Annotated in this window: 25 protein-coding genes; 9 read left to right on the top strand and 16 right to left on the bottom strand. The window is 53.7% G+C overall.

What is annotated here, in order from left to right; translation table 11 throughout:
* Positions 1-55: 55 nt before the first annotated feature.
* Both CPA50_RS16480 and glnK read right to left on the bottom strand, forming a co-directional pair.
* A complete protein-coding gene (locus CPA50_RS16480) occupies positions 56-1,324 on the bottom strand; it encodes an ammonium transporter (RefSeq protein WP_096783632.1) in 1,269 nt (422 codons plus the stop codon).
* A 70-nt stretch (positions 1,325-1,394) separates the two neighbouring features.
* Positions 1,395-1,733 (bottom strand): P-II family nitrogen regulator, encoded by a 339-nt coding sequence (glnK, locus tag CPA50_RS16475; RefSeq protein WP_071264623.1) that lies wholly within the window; start codon positions 1,731-1,733, stop codon positions 1,395-1,397.
* Between the two features lie 391 nt (positions 1,734-2,124).
* Here glnK and CPA50_RS16470 point away from each other — a divergent pair, with 391 nt between their 5' ends.
* From CPA50_RS16470 to trmB, 3 genes are all read left to right on the top strand, one after another.
* A complete protein-coding gene (locus CPA50_RS16470) occupies positions 2,125-2,379 on the top strand; it encodes an accessory factor UbiK family protein (protein ID WP_096783631.1) in 255 nt (84 codons plus the stop codon).
* 81 nt (positions 2,380-2,460) lie between these two features.
* Complete coding sequence (locus CPA50_RS16465) at positions 2,461-3,987, top strand: YifB family Mg chelatase-like AAA ATPase (RefSeq protein WP_096783630.1); 1,527 nt, start codon at positions 2,461-2,463, stop codon at positions 3,985-3,987.
* Between the two features lie 71 nt (positions 3,988-4,058).
* On the top strand, positions 4,059-4,775 hold the full coding sequence (trmB, locus tag CPA50_RS16460; protein ID WP_096783629.1) for a tRNA (guanosine(46)-N7)-methyltransferase TrmB: 717 nt from the start codon (positions 4,059-4,061) through the stop codon (positions 4,773-4,775).
* Positions 4,776-4,819: 44 nt separating this feature from the next.
* Here the strand turns inward: trmB and CPA50_RS16455 are convergent, their stop codons facing one another.
* The 10 genes from CPA50_RS16455 to CPA50_RS16410 all read right to left on the bottom strand — a co-directional run bounded on the left by CPA50_RS16455 (position 4,820) and on the right by CPA50_RS16410 (position 13,866).
* Positions 4,820-5,353, bottom strand: a complete 534-nt coding sequence (locus tag CPA50_RS16455; protein WP_096783628.1) for a hypothetical protein — start codon at positions 5,351-5,353, stop codon at positions 4,820-4,822.
* Positions 5,353-6,501, bottom strand: a complete 1,149-nt coding sequence (hemW, locus tag CPA50_RS16450) for a radical SAM family heme chaperone HemW (RefSeq protein ID WP_202971777.1) — start codon at positions 6,499-6,501, stop codon at positions 5,353-5,355. The genes CPA50_RS16455 and hemW overlap by 1 nt, the downstream gene beginning before the upstream one ends.
* On the bottom strand, positions 6,498-7,097 hold the full coding sequence (gene rdgB / locus CPA50_RS16445) for an RdgB/HAM1 family non-canonical purine NTP pyrophosphatase (protein ID WP_096783627.1): 600 nt from the start codon (positions 7,095-7,097) through the stop codon (positions 6,498-6,500). Before rdgB ends, hemW begins: the two co-directional genes overlap by 4 nt.
* A gap of 7 nt (positions 7,098-7,104) precedes the next feature.
* Entirely contained in the window at positions 7,105-7,530 is a 426-nt protein-coding gene (locus tag CPA50_RS16440) for a DUF4426 domain-containing protein (RefSeq protein WP_413772174.1), read from the bottom strand.
* A 32-nt stretch (positions 7,531-7,562) separates the two neighbouring features.
* Entirely contained in the window at positions 7,563-8,165 is a 603-nt protein-coding gene (metW, locus tag CPA50_RS16435; RefSeq protein WP_096783626.1) for a methionine biosynthesis protein MetW, read from the bottom strand.
* Entirely contained in the window at positions 8,162-9,310 is a 1,149-nt protein-coding gene (gene metX, locus CPA50_RS16430) for a homoserine O-succinyltransferase MetX (RefSeq protein WP_096783625.1), read from the bottom strand. Before metX ends, metW begins: the two co-directional genes overlap by 4 nt.
* 114 nt (positions 9,311-9,424) lie before the next feature.
* Positions 9,425-11,398: a dynamin family protein gene (locus tag CPA50_RS16425; RefSeq protein ID WP_096783624.1), complete on the bottom strand. Its 1,974-nt coding sequence runs from the start codon at positions 11,396-11,398 to the stop codon at positions 9,425-9,427.
* A gap of 252 nt (positions 11,399-11,650) precedes the next feature.
* A complete protein-coding gene (locus CPA50_RS16420; protein WP_096783623.1) occupies positions 11,651-12,235 on the bottom strand; it encodes a YggT family protein in 585 nt (194 codons plus the stop codon).
* Between the two features lie 30 nt (positions 12,236-12,265).
* Positions 12,266-13,099, bottom strand: a complete 834-nt coding sequence (proC, locus tag CPA50_RS16415) for a pyrroline-5-carboxylate reductase (protein WP_096783791.1) — start codon at positions 13,097-13,099, stop codon at positions 12,266-12,268.
* 62 nt (positions 13,100-13,161) lie between these two features.
* Positions 13,162-13,866 (bottom strand): YggS family pyridoxal phosphate-dependent enzyme, encoded by a 705-nt coding sequence (locus tag CPA50_RS16410; protein WP_096783622.1) that lies wholly within the window; start codon positions 13,864-13,866, stop codon positions 13,162-13,164.
* A gap of 138 nt (positions 13,867-14,004) precedes the next feature.
* Here CPA50_RS16410 and CPA50_RS16405 point away from each other — a divergent pair, with 138 nt between their 5' ends.
* The 3 genes from CPA50_RS16405 to CPA50_RS16395 all read left to right on the top strand — a co-directional run bounded on the left by CPA50_RS16405 (position 14,005) and on the right by CPA50_RS16395 (position 17,802).
* Entirely contained in the window at positions 14,005-15,039 is a 1,035-nt protein-coding gene (locus tag CPA50_RS16405) for a type IV pilus twitching motility protein PilT (protein WP_096783621.1), read from the top strand.
* Between the two features lie 49 nt (positions 15,040-15,088).
* On the top strand, positions 15,089-16,210 hold the full coding sequence (locus CPA50_RS16400; protein WP_096783620.1) for a PilT/PilU family type 4a pilus ATPase: 1,122 nt from the start codon (positions 15,089-15,091) through the stop codon (positions 16,208-16,210).
* A 122-nt stretch (positions 16,211-16,332) separates the two neighbouring features.
* Positions 16,333-17,802: an OmpP1/FadL family transporter gene (locus tag CPA50_RS16395; RefSeq protein WP_096783619.1), complete on the top strand. Its 1,470-nt coding sequence runs from the start codon at positions 16,333-16,335 to the stop codon at positions 17,800-17,802.
* A 33-nt stretch (positions 17,803-17,835) separates the two neighbouring features.
* On the opposite strand, the gene CPA50_RS16390 is transcribed toward CPA50_RS16395, so the two are convergent.
* Together CPA50_RS16390 and polA are read right to left on the bottom strand one after the other, a co-directional pair.
* Positions 17,836-18,198: a hypothetical protein gene (locus CPA50_RS16390; protein ID WP_096783790.1), complete on the bottom strand. Its 363-nt coding sequence runs from the start codon at positions 18,196-18,198 to the stop codon at positions 17,836-17,838.
* A gap of 193 nt (positions 18,199-18,391) precedes the next feature.
* A complete protein-coding gene (gene polA, locus CPA50_RS16385; protein ID WP_096783618.1) occupies positions 18,392-21,142 on the bottom strand; it encodes a DNA polymerase I in 2,751 nt (916 codons plus the stop codon).
* A gap of 91 nt (positions 21,143-21,233) precedes the next feature.
* On the opposite strand from polA, the gene CPA50_RS16380 reads away from it, so the two are divergent.
* The 3 genes from CPA50_RS16380 (at position 21,234) to CPA50_RS16360 (ending at position 23,663) form a co-directional block, all read left to right on the top strand.
* On the top strand, positions 21,234-21,572 hold the full coding sequence (locus tag CPA50_RS16380; protein ID WP_096783617.1) for a DUF2782 domain-containing protein: 339 nt from the start codon (positions 21,234-21,236) through the stop codon (positions 21,570-21,572).
* A 190-nt stretch (positions 21,573-21,762) separates the two neighbouring features.
* On the top strand, positions 21,763-22,422 hold the full coding sequence (locus tag CPA50_RS16375; RefSeq protein ID WP_096783616.1) for a hypothetical protein: 660 nt from the start codon (positions 21,763-21,765) through the stop codon (positions 22,420-22,422).
* 821 nt (positions 22,423-23,243) lie between these two features.
* Positions 23,244-23,663, top strand: a complete 420-nt coding sequence (locus tag CPA50_RS16360) for a hypothetical protein (RefSeq protein ID WP_096783613.1) — start codon at positions 23,244-23,246, stop codon at positions 23,661-23,663.
* Between the two features lie 127 nt (positions 23,664-23,790).
* Here the strand turns inward: CPA50_RS16360 and CPA50_RS16355 are convergent, their stop codons facing one another.
* Entirely contained in the window at positions 23,791-24,444 is a 654-nt protein-coding gene (locus CPA50_RS16355; protein WP_096783612.1) for a DUF4124 domain-containing protein, read from the bottom strand.
* Between the two features lie 3 nt (positions 24,445-24,447).
* Positions 24,448-25,086, bottom strand: a complete 639-nt coding sequence (gene pyrE, locus CPA50_RS16350; RefSeq protein ID WP_096783611.1) for an orotate phosphoribosyltransferase — start codon at positions 25,084-25,086, stop codon at positions 24,448-24,450.
* Positions 25,087-25,152: the final 66 nt, after the last annotated feature.

Genomic DNA, 25,152 nt, shown 5'->3' with positions numbered 1-25,152 from the left:
CCTATAAAAAAAGGGGCGCCTTCTCAGGCACCCCTTTTTGTTCGTTCAGCGTATATTACTTGCTGTTAACGAACTCCGGATAGGCTTCCATGCCGCATTCGGACAGATCAATACCTTCGTATTCTTCCTCTTCACTGACTCGCAGGCCCATCACAGCTTTGATGATGCCCCAGACCACCAGGCTTGCAAGGAATACCCAGGCGAAGATGGTGATGGCGCCAATCAGCTGTCCGCTGAAGGTGGCGTTGGAGTTAGTGATGGGAACCAGTGCCAGGCCGAGCAGGCCACAGACACCGTGAGCTGAGATTGCGCCGACAGGATCATCGATGCGCAGCTTGTCCAGCAGGATAACGCTGAATACAACAGCTATGCCGCCCAGAGCGCCCCAAAGGGTTGCGATCAATGCTGTAGGTGTAGAGGGTTCTGCAGTGATAACCACCAGGCCCGCAATGGCGCCGTTAAGAAGCATGGTCAGATCGGCCTTGCCGAACAGCATACGACCCGTGATCAGTGCTGCAATAGCACCACCGGCTGCTGCTGCATTGGTGTTGAGGAATACCATGGCAACAGAGTTGGCGCTGGCAATATCGCCCAGTTTCAGTACGGAGCCACCATTGAAGCCAAACCAGCCCATCCAGAGGATAAAGGTACCCAGAGCTGCCAGCGGCAGGTTGGCACCAGGGATAGCGCGGATTTCACCGTTAGGACCGTATTTGCCTTTCCGTGCACCAAGCAGGAGCACGCCAGCAAGTGCAGCAGCTGCGCCCGCGAGGTGGACTATGCCAGAACCCGCAAAGTCGCTGAAACCAAGGTCGCCCAGGTTGTACATGCCGAAGACGTCGTTGCCGCCCCAGGTCCAGGAGCCTTCCAGCGGGTAGATCACGCCTGTCATTACAACGGCGAAAACAAGGAATGCCCAGAGCTTCATGCGCTCAGCAACCGCACCGGAGACAATCGACATGGCCGTGGCCACGAACACTACCTGGAAGAAGAAGTCTGCTGCTCCAGAGTAGATAGAACCGCCTTCGAAGCCATCTTCACGGGAAGCGAAATCGCCCAGTACCGCAGTGGGGTCAGTGCTTTCGATGCCTGCTAGCAGCAGGGATCCGTCGTACATGATTGCATAGCCACACACCAGGTACATGATGGAGGCAACGGCAAAGAGTGCGACGTTCTTGGTAAGAATTTCTGTGGTATTTTTTGCTCGTACCAGCCCTGATTCGAGCATGGCGAAGCCGGCGGCCATCCACATTACTAGGGCGCCGCATACCAGGAAATAAAAGGTATCTATTGCATACTGCAGGTGAAAGAGATTGTTTTCCATAGGATGCCCTCCGCACGAGGCACTTCAAATTGGTTTTTTTTGCGTTGGCAGTTAGGTGGTCAGATCGGGATCAGACCGCTTCTTCGCCTGTTTCGCCTGTCCGGATCCGGATAGCCTGTTGCAGTTCGGTCACGAAAATCTTGCCGTCACCGATTTTTCCGGTATTGGCTGCTTTGGTAATGGACTCTATAACCTGGTCCAGCAGATTGTCGCCAATGGCAACTTCTACTTTAACCTTCGGCAGAAAATCCACTACATATTCTGCGCCACGATAAAGTTCTGTATGGCCTTTCTGCCGCCCGAAGCCTTTGACCTCAGTGACGGTTACGCCTTGTACGCCTATCTCGGATAGTGCCTCACGGACATCATCCAGCTTGAAAGGCTTAATGATCGCTGTCACAAGTTTCATTGCTTTCTCCTTGGTAAAACCGTCTCAACGTGAGAGCCCAACGGCCGGTTGTTGAGTTCGGGGTGCTGCCGCTTCGCACGTCAATTGTGCGGATTGCGTATGAGAGCTATAGCACCGTGTATGCCAACGCAAAAAAATTAAATAAAAACAACAAGTTGGTATTTCTTTGTATTGCTCTGGCATGTATTTGAGTGCCAGCTTTTGCACTATAATAGTGCGTCTTGGCAGCCCTTGACCCAGATAAGAGCAGGTTTGCGGGCCGGCTGGACTATTATAGTGCCTGCCGCACACAGTATGGCAGGGCTGGCGGTGTGATACACTCCCGCAAACCGGCCATGGCGCTACTCTTTTGGTCGAAAGCGGACATTTATTTGAATCAGTGAGGTGGTTTGTGAAAGGTCCACAGGATATTTTCGCCCAGCTACAGGGGCAGTTCGGCCAGTTTGTTCCAGATATGGCTCGTGCTGCGCGTGAAGATTTTGAAACCCAGGCGCGTGCTACGGTTATGGCGGTTCTGTCACGGTTGGAACTGGTAACCCGTGAAGAGTTTGATGCCCAGCAAGCGGTGCTTATGAAAACCCGCGAAAAGGTCGAGACTCTTGAAAAGAGAGTTGCTGATCTGGAGCAGTCTCTGAAAACGCAGTAGACTCCCAGAGGTCCCGGCAGGAAGCCGGAGCGGTCGATTTACCCCGGCCCCTGTTGATTTCCGAAACCATGGAAGGTTGTTATGCTTGCCGTTGTCCACTCCCGTGCCAGCGTTGGCGTTTCTGCGCCAGAAGTCACTGTTGAGGTTCACCTGTCGGGTGGCCTGCCCGCGCTTTCTATTGTTGGTCTGCCAGAAACCGGCGTGCGTGAAAGCCGGGAAAGAGTAAGAAGTGCCTTGCTGAATGCAGGCTTTGAGTTTCCCGCACGCAGAATTACGATCAACCTTGCTCCTGCTGACCTGCCCAAAGAGGGTGGCCGCTTCGATTTGCCCATTGCTCTGGGAATTCTTGCCGCCTCCGGGCAGATCCCGGCGGAAAGCCTGTCTTCATGCGAATTCCTGGGAGAGCTCTCACTGGATGGCGCACTTCGCCCTCTTAAAGGCGTTCTGCCTGCAGTGCTGGCCGCGCGAAAAGAAGGGCGGAGACTGCTGGTGCCTCAGGGCAATGCAGAAGAAGCGGCCCTTGCAAGCCAGAATGATGTGCTGGCGGCGAGCCACATACTTGCAGTCTGTGAGCATCTTTGTGACCGGGCGCAACTGATTCCCGTGCAGCATACGATGCCCGAACGACCTGCTGCTGCCGGCATGCCGGACCTTGCCGATGTGCGTGGTCAAAGCGTCCCGAGAAGGGCGCTGGAGGTAGCAGCAGCGGGGGCCCATAACCTGCTGTTTTTTGGCCCGCCAGGCACAGGTAAAAGCATGCTGGCAAGCCGGCTGCCCGGTATCTTGCCGGATCTGGACGATGACCATGCTATGGAAGTTGCCAGTGTGCACTCGGTCGCCGGGCTGCCAATGCGGGAGGGCGGCTGGCGCCAGCCTCCATTCAGATCTCCGCATCACACTGCCTCTGCTGTGGCTATGGTGGGAGGTGGCAGTAGCCCCAGGCCCGGAGAAATTTCCCTGGCCCACCGTGGCGTTCTGTTTCTTGATGAGTTACCTGAGTTTGAGCGCCGTGTGCTGGAGGTGTTGCGGGAGCCGATGGAAACCGGAGAAATTGCCATCAGCCGGGCGGCTCGGCAGGTTAGTTTCCCTGCACGGTTTCAGGTCGTCGGCGCAATGAATCCATGCCCGTGTGGTTACAGTGGGCACCCAACCATTGAATGTCAGTGCACACCTCAACAGGTGATGCGATACCGCGCAAAAATTTCGGGACCTTTGCTGGACAGGTTTGATCTGCACGTAGAAGTGCCGGTGCAAAGTGGTGATGTGTTGATGCAGTCCGGCGGAGACGGCGAGTGCAGTGCTGTGGTGCGCGATCGGGTGGTGCTCGCCAGGGATCGCCAGGCCCGGCGGGGTTGCGTAAATGCCACATTGTCCGGACGTGAGTTGCAGGAGGCCTGTAGCCTCGAAGAATCCGGAGAAAAGCTGCTTGCCGGTGCTATGGAGAAGCTCGGGCTCTCGGCCCGGGCGCTGCACCGGATATTGCGGGTAGCCCGGACGCTGGCAGATCTTGAGGGGTGCGATACCGTTGCTCAGCGGAATCTTGTGGAAGCTCTGGGGTACCGCCAGCTGGATCGCCAGACAGGTAAGAGTTCTGTGGTATCCGCCTGATGCCTTCTACTCTGGTAAACTGTGCGCAAATTCCGTTAATCAAATCCGCAGCCAGCGGTTAAGGATTGCAGATGACTGACCAGAAAGAGTCAAGCAATGACTCACCCGTGACCACACGCCGTGGTGTTCGCAGTTTTGTACTGCGCCAGGGGCGCATGACTGACGGCCAGAAAAAAGCCTATGAACGCAGCTGGCCCAGGTTTGGCCTGAGCCGCGAAGACGGAATGATTGATCCTCGCCAGATTTTTGGTCGGGAAGCCATGCTGAACCTGGAAATCGGTTTCGGTATGGGCCGCTCTCTTGCAGAGATGGCAGAAGCCGCGCCAGAGCAGGATTTCATCGGCGTGGAAGTGCACTTGCCCGGTGTAGGGGCACTGCTCAAGGATATTGAGGATCGAGGGCTGGAGAATGTTCGTGTTTATAACATAGACGCGAACGATGTTATCGACCTGTGTCTGCCAGACGCGTGTCTGGATCAGGTTATGGTTTTTTTCCCGGACCCCTGGCACAAAAAGAAGCACAACAAACGTCGGCTGGTTCAGCCTGAGTTTGTTCAGCGTATCCGTCATAAGTTGAGGGTGGGTGGCATCCTGCATCTTGCCACAGACTGGGAAAACTACGCTGAGCATATGATGGAAGTAATGGGTGACGCTGAAGGGTTCGCCAATACTCAGGCGCAGGGGGAATATTCACCACGGCCTGAATATCGTCCGGTAACCAAGTTTGAGAAGCGTGGAGAAAATCTGGGCCACGGCGTATGGGATCTGCTGTTTCGCCGCACCAATTAAAATACTGGCTGATGTTCCCTGAAGCTCTGGTTTTCTGACCCGGTTCAGCCTGGCGCCAACGGATGGCGTCTGGCTGCCCGGATAATTACCAGCCCGGCAATGCCTAAGGTCAGGGCAGTAAACTTGGCAAGTGCGCTTATAGTGGCGGCAAGGCTGATGGCATCCGCAGGTGCCTCCAGGTTATTCAGGAGCAACACGTTTTCCGTCACATCGGCGAATCCGGCGGTTATAAACAGTGTTCGAATCCAGCGCGCGGTGGTGCGTTCGCGAATGCCTGGTCTGTCCTGTGTGCAGTGCCTGGTAAGAAGTATGAGGGTAAGGCAGTAAAGTGGAATGAACAGGAAGTCTACCCACAGTGACAGTTTTGCCCACTGCAATCCCTCATCACCCCAGCTTTGTACGATGGCGAGCGCCTGCTCGGCATTCCCTGCCAATTGGAAGCTGATAATACCCTGATGTGCAGATCCGGTTTTCAGCGGCTGATTGATCATAAGTAAGGCTGCCAGCAGAACCAGCGTTGCGATCAGGCAGGCTTTCAGGCTTTTAGGTAAAGCCGATAATCCCTTTTCCGTGTCCATTACAGAAAACGCTCCAAAAGACTGTTCAGATACCTCTGCCCCAGGTCGGTTGCCTGAAGCCGGTCACGAACCAGCAATTTATCTTCACGTAGCCTTTCAAGTTGTACCGCAACGGATGTCAGGGGTAAACCCGTACGATCATAAAAAAGGCTTTCATCCACACCTTTTCTCAGGCGCAGTGCATTCATCAGGAATTCCAGAGGGAGTTCTGCTGCTTCAATGTTGTCGTTTCCGGCGGTGCGACTGCCGATTCTGTTCAGGTAGGCTTCTGGTTGCCGTGTTTTCCAGTAACGTTTGATTGTACCGTCTGGCAGGCTTATTTTGCCGTGGCCGCCGGCGCCAAGTGCCATATAGTCCCCAAACGACCAGTAGTTCAGGTTATGACGAGAGGCTTTTCCTTCGCGGCACCAGGCCGAAATTTCATAGTCGTTGAAGCCCTGCTGGCGAAGATAGTCTCCACCCCGTTGGGAAATCTCCCAAAGCAGGTCGTCATCCGGCAGATCTGGCGGCCGGCTGTAAAACTCGGTGTTGGGCTCCAGTGTCAGCTGGTACCAGGACAGGTGTGGTGGCTCATGGCTCATGGCAGACTGAAGATCCGCAAGAGCCTCCTCGGGGGTCTGACCTGGCAGACCGTGCATCAGATCCAGATTGAAGTTATCGAAACCCGCTTTTTTCGCAGTATCGATTGCCCGGTGAGCGGCTGCACTGTCATGGATGCGACCGAGGGCTTTCAGATGGGTAGGGTTGAAGCTTTGTACGCCAATAGAGAGGCGGTTGATGCCGGCCTCGCGAAAAGCCTCGAACCGTCCTTCTTCCAGAGTGCCCGGATTGGCCTCCAGTGTGATCTCTGCGTCCCCTGCAAAAATGAGGCGCTCGGAGAGGCCCCTGAAGAGTTTTCTGTAAAAGTCGCCGCTCATCAGTGAGGGCGTTCCTCCGCCAATAAAGACCGTCTGGATCGATCGCCCATCGGCGAGCGCAAGATCCTGGTCCAGGTCCTCAAGCAGGGCATTCAGGTAGGCGGATTCGGGAACGTCATTCTGTACCGCGTGGGAATTGAAGTCGCAGTAGGGGCATTTCCGCACACACCAGGGCACATGAATATACAGGCTCAGAGGTGGCCTGGGCTGTGCCGGGTTGAGTGCAGTCACTGGTCTGCTCTGAGTTGTTCCATAAGTAATGCCAGTGCCCGGCCCCGGTGGCTTATCCGGCTTTTCTCGTCCCGGCTCAGCTCCCCGGCACTACAGCCCGTCTCGGGGCAAAGAAATACAGGGTCATAGCCGAATCCGCCGTCGCCTTGCGGAGCCCTCAGAATCGAACCAGGCCATCGGCCGTGGCACACAATCGGTGTCGGGTCATCAGCGTGGCGAAGGTATACCAGAACACAGTGAAATTGTGCGCCGCGCTGGCCGTCAGGTACATCTGTCATGGCTTCGAGAAGCGCATTCAGATTGTCGCGATCGGAGGCTCCAGCCCCGGCATAGCGGGCCGAGCGAACTCCGGGCGCACCATCCAGCGCGTCGACGGCCAGACCACTGTCGTCAGCCAGTGCGGGCAGGCCAGTTTCCCTGGCTGCATGGCGGGCTTTGAGGATTGCGTTCTCGACAAAGGTAACCGCCGGTTCTTCGGCTTCGCCAACGCCCAGTTCACCCTGGGGCACAGGAATCAGGCCCAGTGGCGCCAGGAGATGGGCAAATTCGTTGATTTTGCCTTTGTTGTTGCTGGCTATAACAAGTCGGTCAGACATGGTTCGCTCAATCGCTGAAAAGAGTATGGGCGAATCGTACCGGCAAATCCTGACTATGCCCGGTAGGACGGGAGGTGATGTTGAAGGTCATCAGTTCTCCGGAGGAGTATTGGTACTGGGCAATGAAGTAGATAGAGTCGCCCTCCCGTATTCTGCGGAATGCCAGAAACTTCACCTGCTGGATGTCGTTTGAAACCCTGCCTTCCACCTGGCCTGCGACGGGTTTAAGTATGCCGTCTTCATTCTCCTGCATGATGGAGATGTTGACGATACCGATACCTTTGCTGCGCTGCAGGTTGTTGGCCTTTGCTGTCTCGGGGGTCAGAAAGGTGCTGGGTAATACGCTCCAGTGTACCTGATAGTCTCCGAAGTCCTCAGAGCCTGCGTGAGCAGGAAGGCTGAAGAGGGCGGCAAGCAAGGCAACTGACGCCATGGTAAAAAGACCGTGCAAAGCTCTGTTCATCATTATGTTTTCTCCCGGGTAATGCGGTAGATGGCGATTTCTCCCAACAGATTTGGCCAAAAGCGCGCCAGCCAGTTGTTTTGATGCTGGCCATCCACTACACATCTGCTCTTGATGCGAATACCTTTCTGGCGGCACAGGGCTTCAAAATCCTTGAACGTGCATAGCCGTATATTGGGTGTGTTATACCATTTATAAGGCAGCGCGTCGGATTCGGGCATGCGACCGCTGAGGGCCAGCCCCCAGCGCAGGCGCCAGTGAGCGAAGTTGGGAAAGGTGACTATGCCTTCGTTGCCAAGGCGGAGCATTTCATCCAGAACCTTGTCCGGGCGGCGGACTGCCTGTAATGCCTGCGTCATCAGAACAATGTCGAAGCTGTTGTCTTCAAAATTATCCAGCCCCTGGGTATCCAGGTTCTGTTCAATAACGGAGACTCCACGGTTCATGCAGGCCGTGATGTGATCCGGGTTAATCTCAAGGCCGAAGCCGCTGGCATTGCGCTCCTGCTTGAGGAAGTCCAGCAGGGTACCGTCTCCGCAACCCAGATCCAGCACATGATCGCCGGGCTTTACCCATTGCTGAATGATTTCAAGATCTGCTCTCATGCCCCGACCTCCCTGGCAACACGATCCATGTACGCGGTAAAAATGTCAGTGTAACGCGGCGTAGGGATCAGGAAGGCATCGTGGCCCCAGGGGGCATCAATTTCGGCATAGCTGACTTTCCGGCGGGCGGCAATCATGGCGTTTACCATTTCTTCAGACCGGGCTGGTGTAAAACGCCAGTCGGTGCTGAATGACAGCACGAGAAATTCACAGGATGCCTTGGCCAGGGCTTTGGACAGGTTGCCTCCAAACTCGAAAGCCGGGTCAAAATAATCCAGGGCCCGGGTCATCAGCAGATAGGTGTTGGCGTCGAAAACCTCCGAGAAGCGTTCCCCCTGATAGCGGAGATAGCTTTCCACCTGAAACTCAGCGTCGTAGCCAAATTTGTAGGCCTGATCTCTCAGTTCCCGGCCAAACTTTTCTCCCATGGAGGCGTCGGAGAGGTAGGTAATGTGGCCTACCATCCGGGCCAGCATCAGGCCGCGGCGTGGCAGTGTATCGAAATCGTAGTACCGGCCGTCATGGAATTCCTGATCCGAGGTGATTGCCTGTCGCGCCACCTCGTTAAATGCGATGTTTTGCGCTGTCAGGCGTGGGCTTGAGGCAATTGCCACTGAATGTCTGAGGCGGTCCGGATAGTCCAGACTCCATTGCAGTGCCTGCATGCCGCCGAGAGAACCGCCCACTACGGCTGCCCAGCACTCAATGCCCATGCGATCTGCCAGTAACGCCTGGCTTTTTACCCAGTCGCCGACTGTGACAACCGGGAAGTCCGGGCCAAAAGGCTTGCCTGTAGCCGGGTTAGTAGAGTTGGGACCGGTGCTGCCGTGACAGCCACCCAGGTTGTTGAGGCTGACGACAAAGAAACGGTTGGTATCGACAGGTTTGCCAGGCCCTATGCAGGTGTCCCACCAGCCTGGCTTGCGATCGTCTTTGGAGTGATAGCCGGCGGCATGATGATTTCCGCTCAGAGCGTGGCAGATGAGCACAGCGTTGCTGCGATCTGCGTTGAGCTCGCCATAGGTTTCAACCACCAGATCATAGTGCTCCAGTGCTTGTCCGCACGCCAGTTCAATAGGCGTTTCAAAATGGTACGTCTGTGGGGTGATTATCCCGACAGAATCCACAGGGAGGGAATCGGGCATCGGCGCGAAAGGTTCCTGGTTCGGTCCGTTAGTAACAGAGTTGCTGGCCAGGGTAAAAACCTGAACCAGCAAAACAGTTTAATGGCGGGCCGTCATGGCTGCAACCAACAGGATTTACGGGGACTGGATAATACCTGAGATATTGACCACTTTCTGCTGGATCATGGTAGGTGCAGGTTTCCGGATTTGCCGCTGCATGGCATCAGCCAGTTCCAGCTGTCTGCGCAAGTCGCTGATGGTGTTGTTTAGCCGTTCTCGCTGGAAGCGGCCGTCACGATCACTTCTTACCATGTCCCGGAGGCGCCGTATCTGGTGTTCCAGCAGCTGCTTCTGTTCCATGGAGTACTGCATTATTGGCAGCAGTGCTTCTGAGGGCCAGCGCTCTACGTCTGTGCGTACGCGCGCGTGCAGAATCCTGGCTTCACTCACCATTACATTGAAAAAACGCTGTACCAGAACGGATTGTTCTGTAAGCAGGTTTTTGGGGCTGACACGAAAGCGCCGGGCTTTTTTACGCAACTCCCTTACAGCAATAACGTGGCGGCCGGCACGCAGCGGAATGGGTTCAAGGTGGCGGGCGCGGGTATCTTCGTTGTACCTGCGATAGATGGCCCCCACCATTTTCTCTGCAAGGTGGCCCTCGCTGAGCAGATTGGTGAGGTCACCTTCCAGAAGCTCAAAAAACTGGTCCATAGCGTTATTCATGCCTGCTGTAGTCCAGCTTTTCGACATGCTTTTATGGAGGTTCCGGGCGTGGGACTCAAACCGGTCCTCAGCTACCAGTTTTTTCAGCATGTCACCCTGGGAACCCATCAGTCGACGGCTTGAACGCAGTGTGATCAGCTTCTTGTAGTAAAAGTCATAATCTTTCTGGGCTCTGTCGGCCAGCCGGGCAAGGGCTGCCTTGTCCATGGTGGCGCCAGAGCATGCATCGGATTCTTCTTCGAGCGACTCAAGGCGCGTCTGCATCGCGGCCTGGCTGTTCTGCAGCATGCCCAGAAGGTCATTTATCAGGCTCTGGGTTATCAGCTGTTCCTTATGCATAAGGATACGCTGGATAATCAGTTGTTCCAGATTCCCGATATTGGAGCGATTGAACAGGTTGCTGTCTTTTCTGACCCTTGCGACGAGTCCCTGTTTTGCAGACAGAGGTATTACATCCTGTTGCCGGATGCCCAGATGATCTGCTGTATACCCCCGTACCCGGTCAATGGCATCGCGTGTGTGCTTCTCGCCCTGGAGGTCGTCCCACAGTACATCGATCTTGTTCAGTACAGCAAAACGACCGGCACGGTGATCTGCCTGTTCTGTATCTATGTACTCTTTCCAGATGGTCATATCGCTGGCGGTAACGCCGGTATCTGCACTGAGCACAAAAATTATGGCATGAGCTTTTGGCAGCATGCTTATGGTGAGCTCAGGTTCAGAGCCAAGTGCGTTGAGGCCCGGTGTGTCCAGAATGCGCAGTCCCCGTTCAAAGAGGGGATGGCGAATACTGATCTGGGCATTGCGCCAGGCAGGAACCAGAACGTTGCCGGGGTTGTTGCGGTCATGCTCCAGCATGTCTTCGTCAAAACCGAGTGCCCGTGCCTGTTCGGGGGTAACACTTTTTACCCGGGCAACTTCTCCCAGGATTTCGCGCATGATTTCCGGGTCACTTTCGTCAAGACTGTGCTTTACCCAGCGCTCAGGCTGTTTGCGCAGCTTTTGTAAAGACAGGTCGCCAGTGCGGGTCTCTATGGGGAGCAGTAACAGGTAGTTTTCGTTGGCGTTGCGATCGAAAAACAGCTCGGTCGGACACATGGTTGTGCGTCCGGCCTGAGAGGGAAGCATGCGCTGGCCAAACTCTGCGAAGAACAGGGCGTTTATCAGCTCAGTTTTGCCGCGGGAGTACTCGCCGACAAACGCGATAGTGAGCTCGTCCTCGATAAGAAGTTCCAGGCCATGACGTATCCGGGTACTGATGTCGTCAGAGAACAGGTTGTTGTCCTGGAGCCATAACCGGTAGCGGCCGATCTGGCGGATCAGCTCCTTTTTCCAGTTGTGGTATGCCTCTACCTGCTGAGTCAGATTGCTCTGATGATTCATCGGATTTTCCTTGTCCACGACTTCCGGTACCCCTTTGGCGGACTCGCCGGGATCCACGTGATATACGGATTAATTAATTGTGGGTAATACTAGCCTGTTTGTGACGGTTTTGTGGCGGGGTGTTCGCAGGTGTGTGTTTGTTGATGACATGACTTGAATAAAAAAAACCGCAAAATCAATGGGATGAAGTTGCGGTTTTCGGATTTGGCTGTTTGTGGAGAACTGTTACAAATTGTTTGTTTGTGATGTGGTTTACAGTCCCAGTCCAATAGCCCCAAGGCCGACCGCGACCTTCATATGGTCAATGACAACAGACAGGACGTTCAGGATCAGAAAAACAATAATGGGTGACAGGTCCAGTCCGCCCATGGAAGGCATCAGCTTTCGCACTGGTCGCATGACCGGTTCGGTGATCTGTGCAACCAGCTGGATGGCCGGGTGGCCGCTGCCTGGTGCGATCCAGCTGACAACAACAACAGCGATAACCGACCAGAAGTATATTTTGACGATCAGATCCAGGACAGCAATTGCGCCCCAGACCAATAGTATGAGTGGGTTAAATGATGGAATGCCGCCGTTCAGCGCGACAAGAATCAGGAAAAAGGTAATTGCCTGAATGATAACGGCAAGAACCAGCGCTGCGCCGTCAATTCCGCCCCAGCCAGGGATGACGCGGCGCAGAGGCCTGAGTAAAGGGTTTGTGGCCTTGACTGCAAACTGGGAAATCGGGTTGTAGAAGTCGGCCCGGGCCAGCTGCAACAAAAAACGCAGCAGTATAATCGTCATGTAAAAGGTGGACGCGATCAGCAGGATCGTAATCAGGATGTCTGCCAGCATGAAGCCGTTTCTCCGTTGTCGGTGACTGTTTTACTGTTTGCCTGCCAGTTCTTTGGCCATTTCTTCCGAGCGCTTGTAAGCAGCGTTATACGCTTTTTTCACCAGGTCGCGCAGGCCGCCTTCTTCAAAGGTGTTAATCGCCTGTTCGGTTGTGCCGCCCGGAGACATTACATTTTTCTTCAGCTGAGCCGGATCGTATTCGCTTCTGGCAGCCATTTCGGCTGCGCCTGCCATGGTCTGGATGGCAAGCTGGCGTGCGGTTTCCGGGTTTACACCCGTTTCAGTTGCAGCAGCCTCAAGTGCTTCCAGTATCAGGAAAAAATAAGCTGGCCCGCTTCCCGAGAGTGCAGTTACGCCATGAAGCAGGGTTTCATCTTCCACCCATACCGCGGTACCTATGCCTTCGAAAACCGACTGCACCATTTCTTTCTGATCGTTGCTGACGCTTTCATTGGCAAAAAGCCCTGCAGCACCTTTGCCAACCAGAGAGGGGGTGTTTGGCATGACACGGACAATAGGCAGGCCGCCGCCAAGCCATTCATCAAGTGTATCTGCACCGAGACCTGCAGCTATAGACACCATTAACGGGCGGGTATTCTGGGCGATGGGCGCTATGTCACGGCACACGTCCGCCATTACCTGGGGCTTCACCGCGAGCACCACCATGTCTGCCTGCTGCGCACAGTAACGGTTGTCTGTTGTCACACTTATCCCGAAACGTTTGCGGATGGATTGCAGGTGACCGTCGTCTGGCGCGCTTGCCCATATATTGGCGGCTTTGAATCCGTTATCCAGCATGCCGCCAATAATGGCGCTGGCCATGTTGCCTGCGCCTATAAACGAAATGGTTGGTGATTTGCTCAAGGTCTGCTCCAACGGTTGTTCGGTTAGATATCCGGCTTTGATAATAACAGGAACCGGTCGATTCAGCTCTTCCGGGATCTTGTGCCAAAAACGGCCGTGCCGATGCGAACCCAGGTGGCGCCCTCTGCAACAGCCATCTCAAGATCGCCTGACATGCCCATGGACAATGTATCCAGTGGCCCGGCTTCCGGATAATCCTGTCTCAGCTCTTTAAGGGTGTTGGCAAGCTTGCGGAAACTTGCACGCAGAGCGGATTCTGTCTGTTCCGGGTCAGGGATTGCCATAAGGCCCCGCAGGGTGAGGCCGGGCAGCTGGCTTATTTCTGTAACCATTTCCGGCAGATCTTCAGGCTGGCATCCGGCCTTGCTCTGTTCATTATTAATATTGACTTGCAGGCAGATGTTCAAGGGGGGCAGCCCGGTTTCCCGTTGTTCACTGAGGCGGCGGGCGATCTTCAGCCGGTCCACGCTGTGTACCCAGGAAAAGGCTGAGGCAATCTGCCGGGTCTTGTTGGACTGTATCGGACCAATAAAGTGCCAGTCGATATCGCCCAGGTCGCTGAGGGCTTCAATTTTGTCGAGGGCTTCCTGAAGATAGTTTTCTCCGAATGCCCGTTGGCCCGCAGCCACAGCTTCTCGCAACTCATCGGGTGAGCGCGTTTTGCTGACTGCCAACAGGCTCACAGAATCGGGCTCCCGGCCCGCCTGCAATGTTGCTTTTTGTATGCGTCGGGTTACGCTCCCGAGGTTGTCTGCTATGCTGCTCATATTGTCAAATAGTCGCGTTTGGTCCGCCTGTTCGTTGGCGACACGTTACTCGCAGGCCACTGAAATTCCAAGTGGTCATAGCCGGGCAGTGCCAGACAGACGCTACCTGTGTGAAAGATAAGCCTTCCGAGGACCTCTATGGATATTACTGAACTGCTTGCCTTTTCGGCGAAACAGGGTGCGTCTGACCTGCATCTTTCTGCCGGCCTGCCTCCGATGATTCGTGTTGATGGTGATGTCCGTCGCATCAACCTTCCGCCCCTTGAGCATAAAGAAGTTCACGGGCTGATTTACGACATCATGAACGACAAGCAGCGTAAGGACTACGAAGAATTTCTGGAAACGGACTTTTCCTTTGAAGTACCTGGCGTCGCTCGTTTTCGTGTCAATGCCTTTAACCAGAACCGTGGATCGGGTGCTGTTTTCCGTACCATTCCCTCGAAAGTGCTGACTATGGATGACCTGGGTATGGGCCAGGTGTTCAAGGACATATCCTCGGTGCCCCGTGGCCTTGTGCTGGTGACCGGGCCAACCGGCTCAGGTAAGTCTACTACGCTGGCGGCAATGATGGATTACATCAACGACACCCGCTATGAGCACGTTCTTACCATAGAGGACCCCATCGAATTTGTGCACGATTCCAAGAAGTGTTTGGTCAATCAGCGGGAAGTGCACCGGGATACCCTTGGCTTTAATGAGGCTTTGCGCTCTGCGTTGCGGGAAGATCCCGACATTATTCTGGTTGGTGAGCTGCGGGATCTGGAAACTATCCGTCTGGCACTTACTGCGGCGGAAACCGGTCACCTGGTTTTCGGAACCCTGCACACCACCTCGGCGGCAAAAACCATTGACCGGGTAGTGGACGTATTCCCGGCTCAGGAAAAATCTATGGTGCGCTCCATGCTTTCCGAGTCACTGCAGGCTGTTATTTCCCAGACTCTCATGAAAAAAATGGGCGGTGGCCGTATAGCTGCACATGAAATCATGATTGGTACAGCCGCGATCCGTAACCTGATTCGCGAAGACAAGATTGCCCAGATGTACTCTTCGATCCAGACGGGTGGTTCTCTGGGTATGCAGACTTTGGATCAGTGCCTTGAGCGTTTGCTGCAGAAAGGTCTTATTTCCCGTGAAGCCGCAAGGTCCAAGGCAAAAATGCCGGATAATTTCTGATTCCCGGCTTTTGGCGGGTCGTTGAATAAAAAGAACATAGGTAATCAAAATGGAATTCGAAAAGCTGCTACGTCTGATGGTCGAAAAAGGGGGGTCAGATCTCTTTATCACTGCAGGTGTCCCGCCCAGCATGAAAGTGAATGGCAAGGTGCTGCCGGTTACCAAGAACGCGTTAACGCCGGAGCAGACCCGGGAGTTTGTGTACGGCGCGATGAGCGAAAAGCAGAGAGCCGAGTTTGAAGAAACTCATGAGTGTAACTTTGCCATCAGTGCCCGGGGCATTGGCCGCTTCCGGGTGAGCGCATTCTTTCAGCGCAACCTGTGTGGCATGGTCTTGCGGCGGATTGAAGTAAAAATCCCCCAGATTGATGATCTGTCGTTGCCGGAGATCATCAAAGACCTGGCAATGACCAAGCGCGGCCTGATTATGTTTGTGGGTGCGACCGGTACCGGTAAATCAACGTCGCTTGCCGCGATGCTTGGGCACCGCAACCGGAACAGCCGGGGGCATATTATTTCAATAGAAGACCCGATCGAGTTTGTGCATCAGCACCAGGGCTGCATTGTTACTCAGCGGGAAGTCGGGATTGATACCGAGAGCTTTGAGGTGGCGCTGAAGAACACGTTGAGGCAGGCTCCTGACGTTATTCTTATTGGTGAGGTGCGTACCCGTCAGACCATGGAGTATTCAGTTCAGTTTGCTGAAACAGGCCACCTGTGTCTCGCCACGCTGCACGCCAACAACGCTAACCAGGCGCTTGACCGGATAATCCAGTTTTTCCCGCCCGAGCAGCATAATCAGATCTGGATGGATCTGTCGCTTAACCTTCGGGCCGTCGTGGCGCAGCAGTTAATTCCGACACCGGACGGAAAAAGCCGCAAGGCGGTTATTGAAGTTCTGATCAACACCCCGCTGGTAGCGGACATGATCCGTAAAGGGGAGGTGCATAAGCTTAAGGGGTTGATGGCCAAGTCTAATGAGGCCGGCATGCAGACCTTTGATCAGGCCCTTTATCAGCTCTATGCTGAAGGCTCGATCACTTATGAAGATGCCCTTGCTCACGCTGACTCAGCTAACGATCTGCGTCTGATGATAAAACTGGGTACAGATGCTCAGGGGGCAGACAAGCTGTCTTCATCTGTTGATAAGCTGACTATTCAGGATACCTGATGTGGCAGGCATCGACTAAAGTCGTAAATAGTTAGGTTTGTAAACCAGTAGTTTTAGCATTTGAGGCTGCTCGGTGTTGGTGCGTATACTCCGCCGCAAATTACAAAGGAGACACCTCTGTTATGAGATCCTCATTGCTTACGCGTGCTGTACGGTTGACCTCTCTGGCTTTAGTCGTCGCCGCCCCTGCCAGCGCTTTTGCTGGCGGTTTTTCCCTGAACGAACAAAGTGCAAGTGCCATGGGTACGGCCAATGCCGGTGCTGCTGCGAATCCGGAAAATGCGACTGCAGTGTTATTTAACCCTGCGGGGATGAGCCAGTTGTCCGGAACTAATATCTCGTTTGGTGCTGCTGTGCTGGACATTGATGCCGAGGCCAAAAGCGACACGATACGGTCCGTCGATGCCCTTGGCCAGCCGGGCGCCTACACCGGCAATGGTGGTGACATTGCAGACCCTGCCTTGCTTCCGAATATTTATATTACCCACGAAATCAATGAGTCTATCGATGTTGGTTTTGGTATCCATGCTCCTTATGGGCTGGCGGCAGATTACGAAGATGATTTTGCCGGGCGTTATCTGGCAGACAAAACCGAACTGACGGTGATTTCCTTCACCCCGTCCATTGCTGTTAGCAATGGTAAGGGCCTGTCGATGGGAGTGGGCATTAATGTGATGTACGGCGAGGGCCGTTTAAGCCGATATCAGGATGTTCGTGGAGCGGTGGTCAGGTCAGCGCTTCAGTCCGCAGGCGTCTCCAGCCTCGATCAGTTGCCCGCAGCGCAACAACAGGCGATTGTGGCAGGAGCCAATGGTCTGGCGCAGCAGTACCCTGATACCTATTCGGATGTGGAAGGTGATGACATTGCAGTCAATTTTCGTGTGGGTTTTCTCTATGAGTTGTCTGAAGCTACGCAGTTTGGCCTGACCGCCCAGACGGGCACCGAGTTTGAGCTGGACGGGGATCTGGAAATCAGCCAGTTCCCGGGTGAGGCTTTAGGGCTTTCGGGACCTCTGTCTCTTTCTGAAAAAGCGGAAGTACCCCTGGCTATTCCTGAGAGCCTGACTGTAGGTGTACGCCACAGGCTGAGTCCGGAATTTACCCTGCTCGCCGGTGCCACCTATTCTCGCTGGAGCCGCTTTGAAGAGTTGGACGTATACAGTGCTGAAGGCGGTACAGGTCAGGTTTCTCAGGTGATTCAGCCTGCACCGGGTGATCCTGTTACCCATGTGACTGAGAAATGGGATAACAACTGGCAGTTCAATCTGGGCGGCATCTGGCAGGCAAGCGAAGCATGGGCATTCAAGGCAGGCTATGCTTATGACCAGTCGCCGGTAGACCAGTATGTCACTGCGCGTATCCCGTCCGAAGATCGTCACTGGCTGACCCTGGGCACTCAATGGCAGGATCGCCAGAGTGGCTGGAAAGTAGATGCTGCAGTCGGCACCCTGATCTTTGCGGATAATGCGAAGGTTGATGATCGTGAGTACTCGCATCAGCAGCCAACCGTTGCAACGTCCAATACCAATTATCAGGCTGAATACGAGCTAAGCGCCTGGAGTGCTGCTATCGAGTTCAGTAAAGCCTTCTGATCCGGTCTTGTGGGGCTGGTTCCATTCCCGGAATCAGCCTACCATCTGCCCTCTGTAGACCATTTTCCTGTTCCGGGCTTCTTCTCCGGAATCCCCTCCTTTCCGTTCACCTCGATCTTCAAAGATTGGCTGGCCCCGGTACATTCTAAGCGTCGGGCCCGGATCTTCTTCCATCGCGCTCAGTTCCGGCACTTTCTGTTTCAGGGTTTCCCAGGTATGAGCCAGATCACGAGACCGGGTTTTGCCCGCATAATCAGCCAGGTGTTGCCCCAGGTCGGCCTCGTCCAAGTGAAGTTTTACACCAAATTCGGACTGAATCAGGCGCCGGCATTGATATGCCAGTTTTAAAAGGGAGGGATCGAACAACCAGTTACGTTCACTTGTTAACGAATTCATGGAAAGACCTCGAATCGGTGTCACTGCATCGGATTTTACTCCGGACCCGGAGAATGATGCAGATTTTGTGCCGTTCGGGAGGTATGGCGGAATAGCGGGGTTCTGAAGAGTTGCATGAGAAAGTGCGCCCTGTTTTTGTGCATCTTGCATCAGGTGCAAACAAAAACAGGGCGTTGCGTGCCAGGTTTCGGAGCTAGTGGGCCTGATCCCAGTTGTCACCCGTGCCTGCTTCAACCAGTAGTGGCACCTTCAGGCTTGCAGCTGCAGACATACGCTGAACCAGGCCTTTCTTGACCTCCTCCAGCTTATCTTCCCTTACTTCGAGGATCAGCTCATCGTGTACTTGCATGGTCATGCTGGCGTCGTCTGCGTGTTCTTCGTGCAACCAGTTGTCTACCTCAATCATCGCCCGTTTGATGATGTCCGCCGCGGTACCCTGCATAGGAGCGTTAATGGCGGTGCGTTCGGCTGCCTGCTGAAGCTGTTTGTTGCGCGCATTAATTTCAGGCAAGTAGAGGCGCCGACCGAACAGAGTCTCAACGTAGCCATCGTCGTGGGCTTGTTTTCGGATGTTGTCCATATATTGCAAAACACCCGGGTAACGTTCGAAATACCGGTCGATATATTGCTGGGCTACCTTGCGCTCAACGTCCAGTTGGCGGGCGAGCCCAAATGCCGACATTCCATAGATCAGGCCAAAGTTTATGGCTTTGGCGCTGCGGCGCTGGTCATTATTGACCTCCTCCAGTGCAACACCAAAAACTTCGGCCGCGGTGGCTTTGTGAATGTCTTCGCCATTTTCAAAGGCGGTTAGCAGACCTTTGTCCTCAGACAGGTGCGCCATGATCCTCAGCTCAATCTGTGAGTAGTCGGCAGCGATCAGTTTGTAACCCTTTTCCGCAATAAATGCCTGGCGAATGCGCCGGCCCTGTTCAGTGCGGATAGGGATGTTCTGAAGATTGGGCTCCGATGAAGAAAGCCTTCCGGTAGCGGTGACTGCCTGATGATAGGATGTGTGCACCCGTCCGGTACGGTGATGGATCAGCTCTGGCAGAGTATCCGTGTAAGTGGATTTAAGCTTGCTCAGGCTGCGATGCTCAAGAATCAGCCTCGGCAGTTCGTGCTCATGGGCAAGTTCCTGTAATACGGGCTCTGCTGTAGATGGGGCGCCTTTTGGCGTTTTTTTGATAACAGGAAGCCCCATCTTTTCATAGAAAATGACCTGCAACTGCTTGGGTGAGCCCAGGTTGAAGTTTTCACCAGCAACTTCATGGGCCTGTTTTTCCAGCTCGGCCATTCGTTCTGCCAGTTCCTGGCTGTGCTGGCGCAGAGTACTGGCTTTAATCAAGGTGCCGCGCTGCTCCATCCGCGACAGGACTGGCACCAGGGGAAGGTCTATGTCCTCATAAACGGATTGCAGCTTGCCGGTTTTTGCCAGTTGCGGGCGTAATACCTGATGCAGCCGCAAGGTAACGTCAGCGTCTTCTGCCGCATAGGGGCCCGCCTTTTCCAGATCCAGCTGATTAAACGTGAGCTGCTTTGCGCCTTTGCCAGCAATGGATTCAAAGGTGATGGTTTCTTCACCCAGATATTTTCTGGCCAGAGTGTCCATGTCGTGGCGGGACGACACCGAGTTGAGCACGTAGGACTCCACCATGGTGTCTTCGGCGATGCCTTCCAGGCAGATATCATGATTGGCTAGCACGTTTTTGTCGTACTTCAGGTTCTGGCCGACCTTCTTGAGTTCAGGGTCTTCCAGCAGAGGCTTGAACTGAGACAGTACTTTCTCACGTTCGAGTTGTTCCGGCGCTCCCATATAGTCGTGGCCGAAGGGTACGTAAGCTGCTTCGCCCGGTTCTATGGCGAATGACATGCCTACTACCTCGGCGCTCATATAGCGAAGGCTCGTGGTTTCGGTGTCGAAGGCGAACAGCTCTGACTTTTTGAGTCTCTCTACCCACTCGTCTAGCTCTTCCTGTCGGGTAATTACGCTATACCGTTTTTCCTGCGGAGGCGGCGGGCAGTCGCTGTCGGTTGTTTCTGTGACCTCAGAGTTGCCGGCGTTGCTGCTGGCTTCGTTTGCCTTGTTCTCCAGCTCGGCAACCCAGCTCTTTAGTTCGTATTCCCTGAACAGTTCGAGCAACTCTTCGTCGTTCTGCTGCCGCTCCTGCAGATCTTCCAGGCCAAAATCGAGGGCCACATCCATCTTGATAGTTGCCAGCTCCCGGCTCAGGGGCAGGGTATCGGCTGCTTCACGCAGATATTCGCCAATTTTTCCTTTAATCTCCCCCGCATGGGCAATCACCTGGTCCAGGTTGTCGTAGGCTTGCAGCCATTTCACTGCTGTTTTCGGGCCGCACTTGTTAACGCCGGGGATGTTGTCCACCTTGTCGCCTACCAACGCCAGATAGTCGATTATCTGGTCCGGGCGTACGCCAAATTTTTCAACCACACCGTTCCTGTCCATCCGGGTATCGGTCATGGTGTTAATAAGTGTTACGTGGTCGCTGACCAGTTGAGCCATATCCTTGTCGCCGGTTGATACCACCACATCAATGCCTTTGCTTGTGGCTTCGTCGGCCAGAGTGCCAATCACATCATCCGCCTCCACGCCTTCTACTATCAGCAGCGGCAGGCCCATGGCCTTCACCATCTGGTGAATGGGGGCAATTTGCATCGCCAGGTCATCGGGCATTGGCGGACGGTTGGCTTTATAGGCTTCATACAGATCGTGGCGGAAAGTCTTGCCTTTCGCATCGAACACCACAACCAGTTTTGATCCAGGAAAGTCCTGCTCCAGGCGACGGATCATTGCGATTACGCCTTTAATGGCTCCGGTAGGGTGGTTCTTGCTGGTGGTCAGTGGTGGAAGTGCGTGATAAGCACGGAATAAATAGGACGAACCGTCCACAAGCACCACAGGTGGAGTCTTTTTTTCAGTCATGTCAAAACGGGTCCGGATTCTGATTGAAGCGTGGGTTGGCTTGTGCAACTCTGTACTTAATTTGATGGATAAATAAAAGGGTATCACGAAAATGAAACGAATCGCCTGTTCTGCATTTCTGCTTGTCTGCGGCCTCGGGTCTGCGTTGGCACAGGAAAGCGGTGCGCTGGATGAGACCGTTGTAGAAACGCCCCGAGAGCCGGTTGTAATTTCCGATTATCAGCCATCGAGTGACGGGGCGCAGATTGTCATCCGGCCAGGTGATGACAAGGTGTTTTACGAGTATCGGGTGAACGGACAGCTTATGGAGATAAAGGTGGTGCCGGAAGTCGGCGCTGAGTATTACCTGGTGCCTGCGGATGGAGGTGGCTGGATCCGGGAAACTGATTCCGACATGCTGATTCCGAGTTGGGTTTTGTTTCGTTGGTGAGTGTTTTACTCAGATACCCGACCTATACGTGCTGGTATGTGTGGCAATGATCAATGAATCAAGGCCTTGTGTGACGACGCCTATAGCTTATTCATAACTGCTTCGCGGATAGCATCGCGTCTTGACAGGGGCGCCGTCCCAGATGGATACTTTAATTAAATGGAATTACATGTCACTAAGGAAAGTGTCTATGTCTACTTTGAGTGTAAGCTCTCGTTACGTCACCTCTGAGTTCAAAGAAACCCCTCTTGTTGCTTTGGCTGACATCATGGGGTTGAAGCGGTATTCCTCTGAAATTGTTTCTCGCCCAGAAGTCTATGGGCCCATTCTGTCTGGTATTGCTACTTTTAGACTTCTATCCTCAGCCCAAAGAGCTAAGGTTCAACGAAGCATAATGACGCAAACGCCAGGGTTTATGATGGCTCCGCTAAGAACTTTGATCTCGGATCAGAGCGTTCAGCATTTTTGGTATATGTGGAGCCTTTCTGACGGCGAGCTAAAGGAGTTTTATCGCTTCTCGAAAAGAAAGGCAGAGATCACCGATCAATATGACGTAATTGATTTGCCTGATCCAAAGGTGGCCACGCTTGCAGCTGCGGTTTATGCTCTTGCAGAAAAAGGGATCAAGACCTACGCTTCAGAAATTATATCGTCTACCTTGAGAGCCCCGATAGTTCAGCAAACTTCTCAAAAACTGGGTTTAAGTGTGGCTCAAGCAAAGATCGCAGGGTCGACAGCCGTAGCGGCTCTGATATGTGTTTCCGTGGTTAACTTCATGGCGCACAAAGAATCCAATATGGCGAAGCGTGAGTTGGCCGCTCGCGGGTTGTTGGTTTACAGCGATCTGTAGCATGGTCTTTATAGGTGTCGTATCCGTATTTATGGGGTGGTTGCTATATTTTGCATGTTTGAAAGCAATGGTGGCTGGCGCCGTCAGGGTTAGTTGGGTGCTCTGGAGTAGAGGTGTTGGTGCCTGCAGCCTACTGCTGGCGAACGGCGCTATGTTTTTTATACAACTATCGTATGGCGAAAGTGATTGGTTGGTAACATTAATTTTATGGCCGATTTTTGCGCTACCAATGGATGCAGGCTACAGGTTGGCTGCCTCCCTCAGGGAGGCGTAACTAGATGCGGCAGGTTATGGAGATTAACGCTTTAAGGCTCTGTGGTCTGTTAGTTGTATTTCCGGTTCTGGGGTCGGCTAACGATCTTCTTGCCCCGGAATTGGTTCGATCACATGGCGAATTGTATGTAAACCTTCAGCTGTGCTCGAACACCTACTTGGAATATCGGCATAGCCCCCGACTTGCGAAGCATTATCTAAACGCGTCACTGGAAATTCAGAGCGCCTATATCTCCCAAGGGCAGCTCAACGCACTCGTTGATGCGGTCCAGAACGCACATGACCGGCAGGGCAGTATTGAAGTATATGCGGGAGAAGGCAGGGAGGATTTTTATAAGCGGGTATTTAGCAATGCTCGCTGTGAAAGGGAGTTGAAGCTCGCAAAAGCTTTTCGCTTTTAGTGTGAATACTCTAATTTTCCCCCGTAACCTTGGTTTCAGAATCAAAGAAAGGCTTTCAGCTCAGAGCTGATCAGGTATATCGAACACTGATCAAAAGCAGGCAGGTGAGAGCCTTAAGAGAACGTCAGTAAACCAAGGGGAAATGACATGGGTAAGCTTAAAACATATCGGGAACAGCTTCAGGAAATCGTAGACAAGGGCATCAATGCAGCTGAAGAGCAGCAGAAGAAGCTTGCGGCCAAGCCGTTTGACTATGCAGAGAAGCTTGAGTCGGGAGTTCGTGAGTACAGTGTGAAAACGCTGCGCAGTCGTTATAACGGTTACAGCGATAGCCTCTTTGGTCAGTTGCGTACTCTGAACAGTCGCTTTGGTAACTTTGCAGCCGAGCTGGTGGCAAAGCTTGAGAAAGAAGCGGTTGAAGGTGCAGACGCTGTATCTGAAGCGGCAGAGCAGGTTTCCAAAGCAGCACAGGATGCCAGTAAGCCTGTAGCAGCCAAGAAGCCGGCAGCCAGAAAGCCAGCGGCAAAGAAAGCAGCTGCAGAGAAGAGTGAAGCTACTTCAGCCTGATTTGGGCTGTGGAAGTAATATCAGCACAAAGGCTGTGTTGATGTGAATCAGGGAAGGGGTGCCAGGCTCGGTTCTGGCACCCCTTCTTTGTCTGGCTGCAGGCTTTGTCGCGTAGGTTGGTGGCCTGCTAATCCGTAGCGCCTTCCGGGTCCAGCGATAGTGTGCGGGTCTTCCCCGTGACTTTTTCAAGCCGTTTAATATCTGCTTCAAACGACTGTATCAGGGCATCTGTTTCCCGGGTCTGCCAGGAAATATCCTTCTCTATATCGCGTATCTGTGATTCAAGACGACGGATTTTTTCGAGGGTTGCCTCTGGTATTTTCTGGCCAGAGCGCTCCATGTTTGCGGCACGACTTTGTTCATTGTCGAGCTGGCTTGAGATAACGGAAATGTTACCTCGTTTGAGCTGAATCAGGCCCCGCAGTTCACCCAGCTTTCGGTGCATGGCTCTTATGGCCTGATCCGGGTGGCTGAAGCGCTTTAGCAACTGAGCGTCTTTCTCGCGCTGAATGGCGAGTTCTTCCTGACGCTGTTTTTCCGCTTCGCGAGCGGCAATTTCAGCTTCCGTCGGTGCCGGTGGAATGACTTCCACTATGCGGCCGTTCGAATTGAGAATGTCGTAGCCGCGCTTGGTCGCTTGCTGGGGAATGGTGTTGCTGATCACAACCTGGCCGTTTTCGTCTATATAACGGTACATGCCCGCTTCAGCAACGGTTGCCATACCAAGCGTCAGCAGGAGTGCTGTTGCCGTAGCTGAAAATGCAGTCAGGTGCTTGTGCATCAGTCAGACTCCGTAAAGTTCCCGGTAGCTGGCGACCTTGGCGGCATGGCCAGAAAACTCCGGATTGGTCTCAAGATAGTCCAGAACCTGTTCCAGACATATTATACTAACAACCGGGATGCCAAACTCGCTCTCTACTTCCTGTATGGCAGAGAGTTCGCTGTTCCCCCGCTCCTGCCGGTCCAGCGCGATCAGTACGCCGGCAGGCTCAGCCCCGGCGGCGCGGATAATATCAATGGATTCGCGTATGGCTGTACCAGCCGTAATCACATCATCAACAATAAGTACTTTACCCTGCAACGGGGCTCCGACAATACTGCCGCCTTCGCCGTGATCTTTCTTTTCTTTGCGGTTAAAGGCAAATGGCTTGCTGTTACCTTCGCGGGCCAGGGCCATAGCGGTCACTGTTGCCAGCGGAATGCCCTTATAGGCAGGCCCGAAAATGATGTCATAATTCAGGCCGCTGCGGTCGATGGCTTCGGCATAGGCTTTGCTTAACTGTAGTAAGTCATCTCCAGTGTTGAACAGCCCTGCGTTGAAAAAATATGGGCTGGTGCGTCCGGATTTGAGAGTAAAATCACCAAAACGAAGTACGTTACGGCGAATGGCAAACTCAATAAAATTTTGCTGATAGTTGTGCATGGCAAGGCTTCTGGCGGGTGTGGATCTTTTAATAACGCGTAAAAACGGTATCATACACACAAACCG

The organism is Marinobacter sp. ANT_B65, assembly GCF_002407605.1.
GTDB lineage: Bacteria > Pseudomonadota > Gammaproteobacteria > Pseudomonadales > Oleiphilaceae > Marinobacter.
This window is presented reverse-complemented; position numbering and strand designations above follow the sequence as displayed.

What these genes read in the sequence shown, in the direction of transcription:
- CPA50_RS16480 (WP_096783632.1), bottom strand. Translation starts at nt 1,324, where the DNA reads ATGGAAAACAATCTCTTTCACCTGCAGTATGCAATAGATACCTTTTAT.
- glnK (WP_071264623.1), bottom strand. Translation starts at nt 1,733, where the DNA reads ATGAAACTTGTGACAGCGATCATTAAGCCTTTCAAGCTGGATGATGTC.
- CPA50_RS16465 (WP_096783630.1), top strand. Translation starts at nt 2,461, where the DNA reads ATGCTTGCCGTTGTCCACTCCCGTGCCAGCGTTGGCGTTTCTGCGCCA.
- trmB (WP_096783629.1), top strand. Translation starts at nt 4,059, where the DNA reads ATGACTGACCAGAAAGAGTCAAGCAATGACTCACCCGTGACCACACGC.
- CPA50_RS16455 (WP_096783628.1), bottom strand. Translation starts at nt 5,353, where the DNA reads ATGGACACGGAAAAGGGATTATCGGCTTTACCTAAAAGCCTGAAAGCC.
- rdgB (WP_096783627.1), bottom strand. Translation starts at nt 7,097, where the DNA reads ATGTCTGACCGACTTGTTATAGCCAGCAACAACAAAGGCAAAATCAAC.
- CPA50_RS16440 (WP_413772174.1), bottom strand. Translation starts at nt 7,530, where the DNA reads ATGGCGTCAGTTGCCTTGCTTGCCGCCCTCTTCAGCCTTCCTGCTCAC.
- metW (WP_096783626.1), bottom strand. Translation starts at nt 8,165, where the DNA reads ATGAGAGCAGATCTTGAAATCATTCAGCAATGGGTAAAGCCCGGCGAT.
- metX (WP_096783625.1), bottom strand. Translation starts at nt 9,310, where the DNA reads ATGCCCGATTCCCTCCCTGTGGATTCTGTCGGGATAATCACCCCACAG.
- CPA50_RS16425 (WP_096783624.1), bottom strand. Translation starts at nt 11,398, where the DNA reads ATGAATCATCAGAGCAATCTGACTCAGCAGGTAGAGGCATACCACAAC.
- CPA50_RS16420 (WP_096783623.1), bottom strand. Translation starts at nt 12,235, where the DNA reads ATGCTGGCAGACATCCTGATTACGATCCTGCTGATCGCGTCCACCTTT.
- CPA50_RS16410 (WP_096783622.1), bottom strand. Translation starts at nt 13,866, where the DNA reads ATGAGCAGCATAGCAGACAACCTCGGGAGCGTAACCCGACGCATACAA.
- CPA50_RS16405 (WP_096783621.1), top strand. Translation starts at nt 14,005, where the DNA reads ATGGATATTACTGAACTGCTTGCCTTTTCGGCGAAACAGGGTGCGTCT.
- CPA50_RS16400 (WP_096783620.1), top strand. Translation starts at nt 15,089, where the DNA reads ATGGAATTCGAAAAGCTGCTACGTCTGATGGTCGAAAAAGGGGGGTCA.
- CPA50_RS16395 (WP_096783619.1), top strand. Translation starts at nt 16,333, where the DNA reads ATGAGATCCTCATTGCTTACGCGTGCTGTACGGTTGACCTCTCTGGCT.
- CPA50_RS16390 (WP_096783790.1), bottom strand. Translation starts at nt 18,198, where the DNA reads ATGAATTCGTTAACAAGTGAACGTAACTGGTTGTTCGATCCCTCCCTT.
- polA (WP_096783618.1), bottom strand. Translation starts at nt 21,142, where the DNA reads ATGACTGAAAAAAAGACTCCACCTGTGGTGCTTGTGGACGGTTCGTCC.
- CPA50_RS16380 (WP_096783617.1), top strand. Translation starts at nt 21,234, where the DNA reads ATGAAACGAATCGCCTGTTCTGCATTTCTGCTTGTCTGCGGCCTCGGG.
- CPA50_RS16375 (WP_096783616.1), top strand. Translation starts at nt 21,763, where the DNA reads ATGTCTACTTTGAGTGTAAGCTCTCGTTACGTCACCTCTGAGTTCAAA.
- CPA50_RS16360 (WP_096783613.1), top strand. Translation starts at nt 23,244, where the DNA reads ATGGGTAAGCTTAAAACATATCGGGAACAGCTTCAGGAAATCGTAGAC.
- CPA50_RS16355 (WP_096783612.1), bottom strand. Translation starts at nt 24,444, where the DNA reads ATGCACAAGCACCTGACTGCATTTTCAGCTACGGCAACAGCACTCCTG.
- pyrE (WP_096783611.1), bottom strand. Translation starts at nt 25,086, where the DNA reads ATGCACAACTATCAGCAAAATTTTATTGAGTTTGCCATTCGCCGTAAC.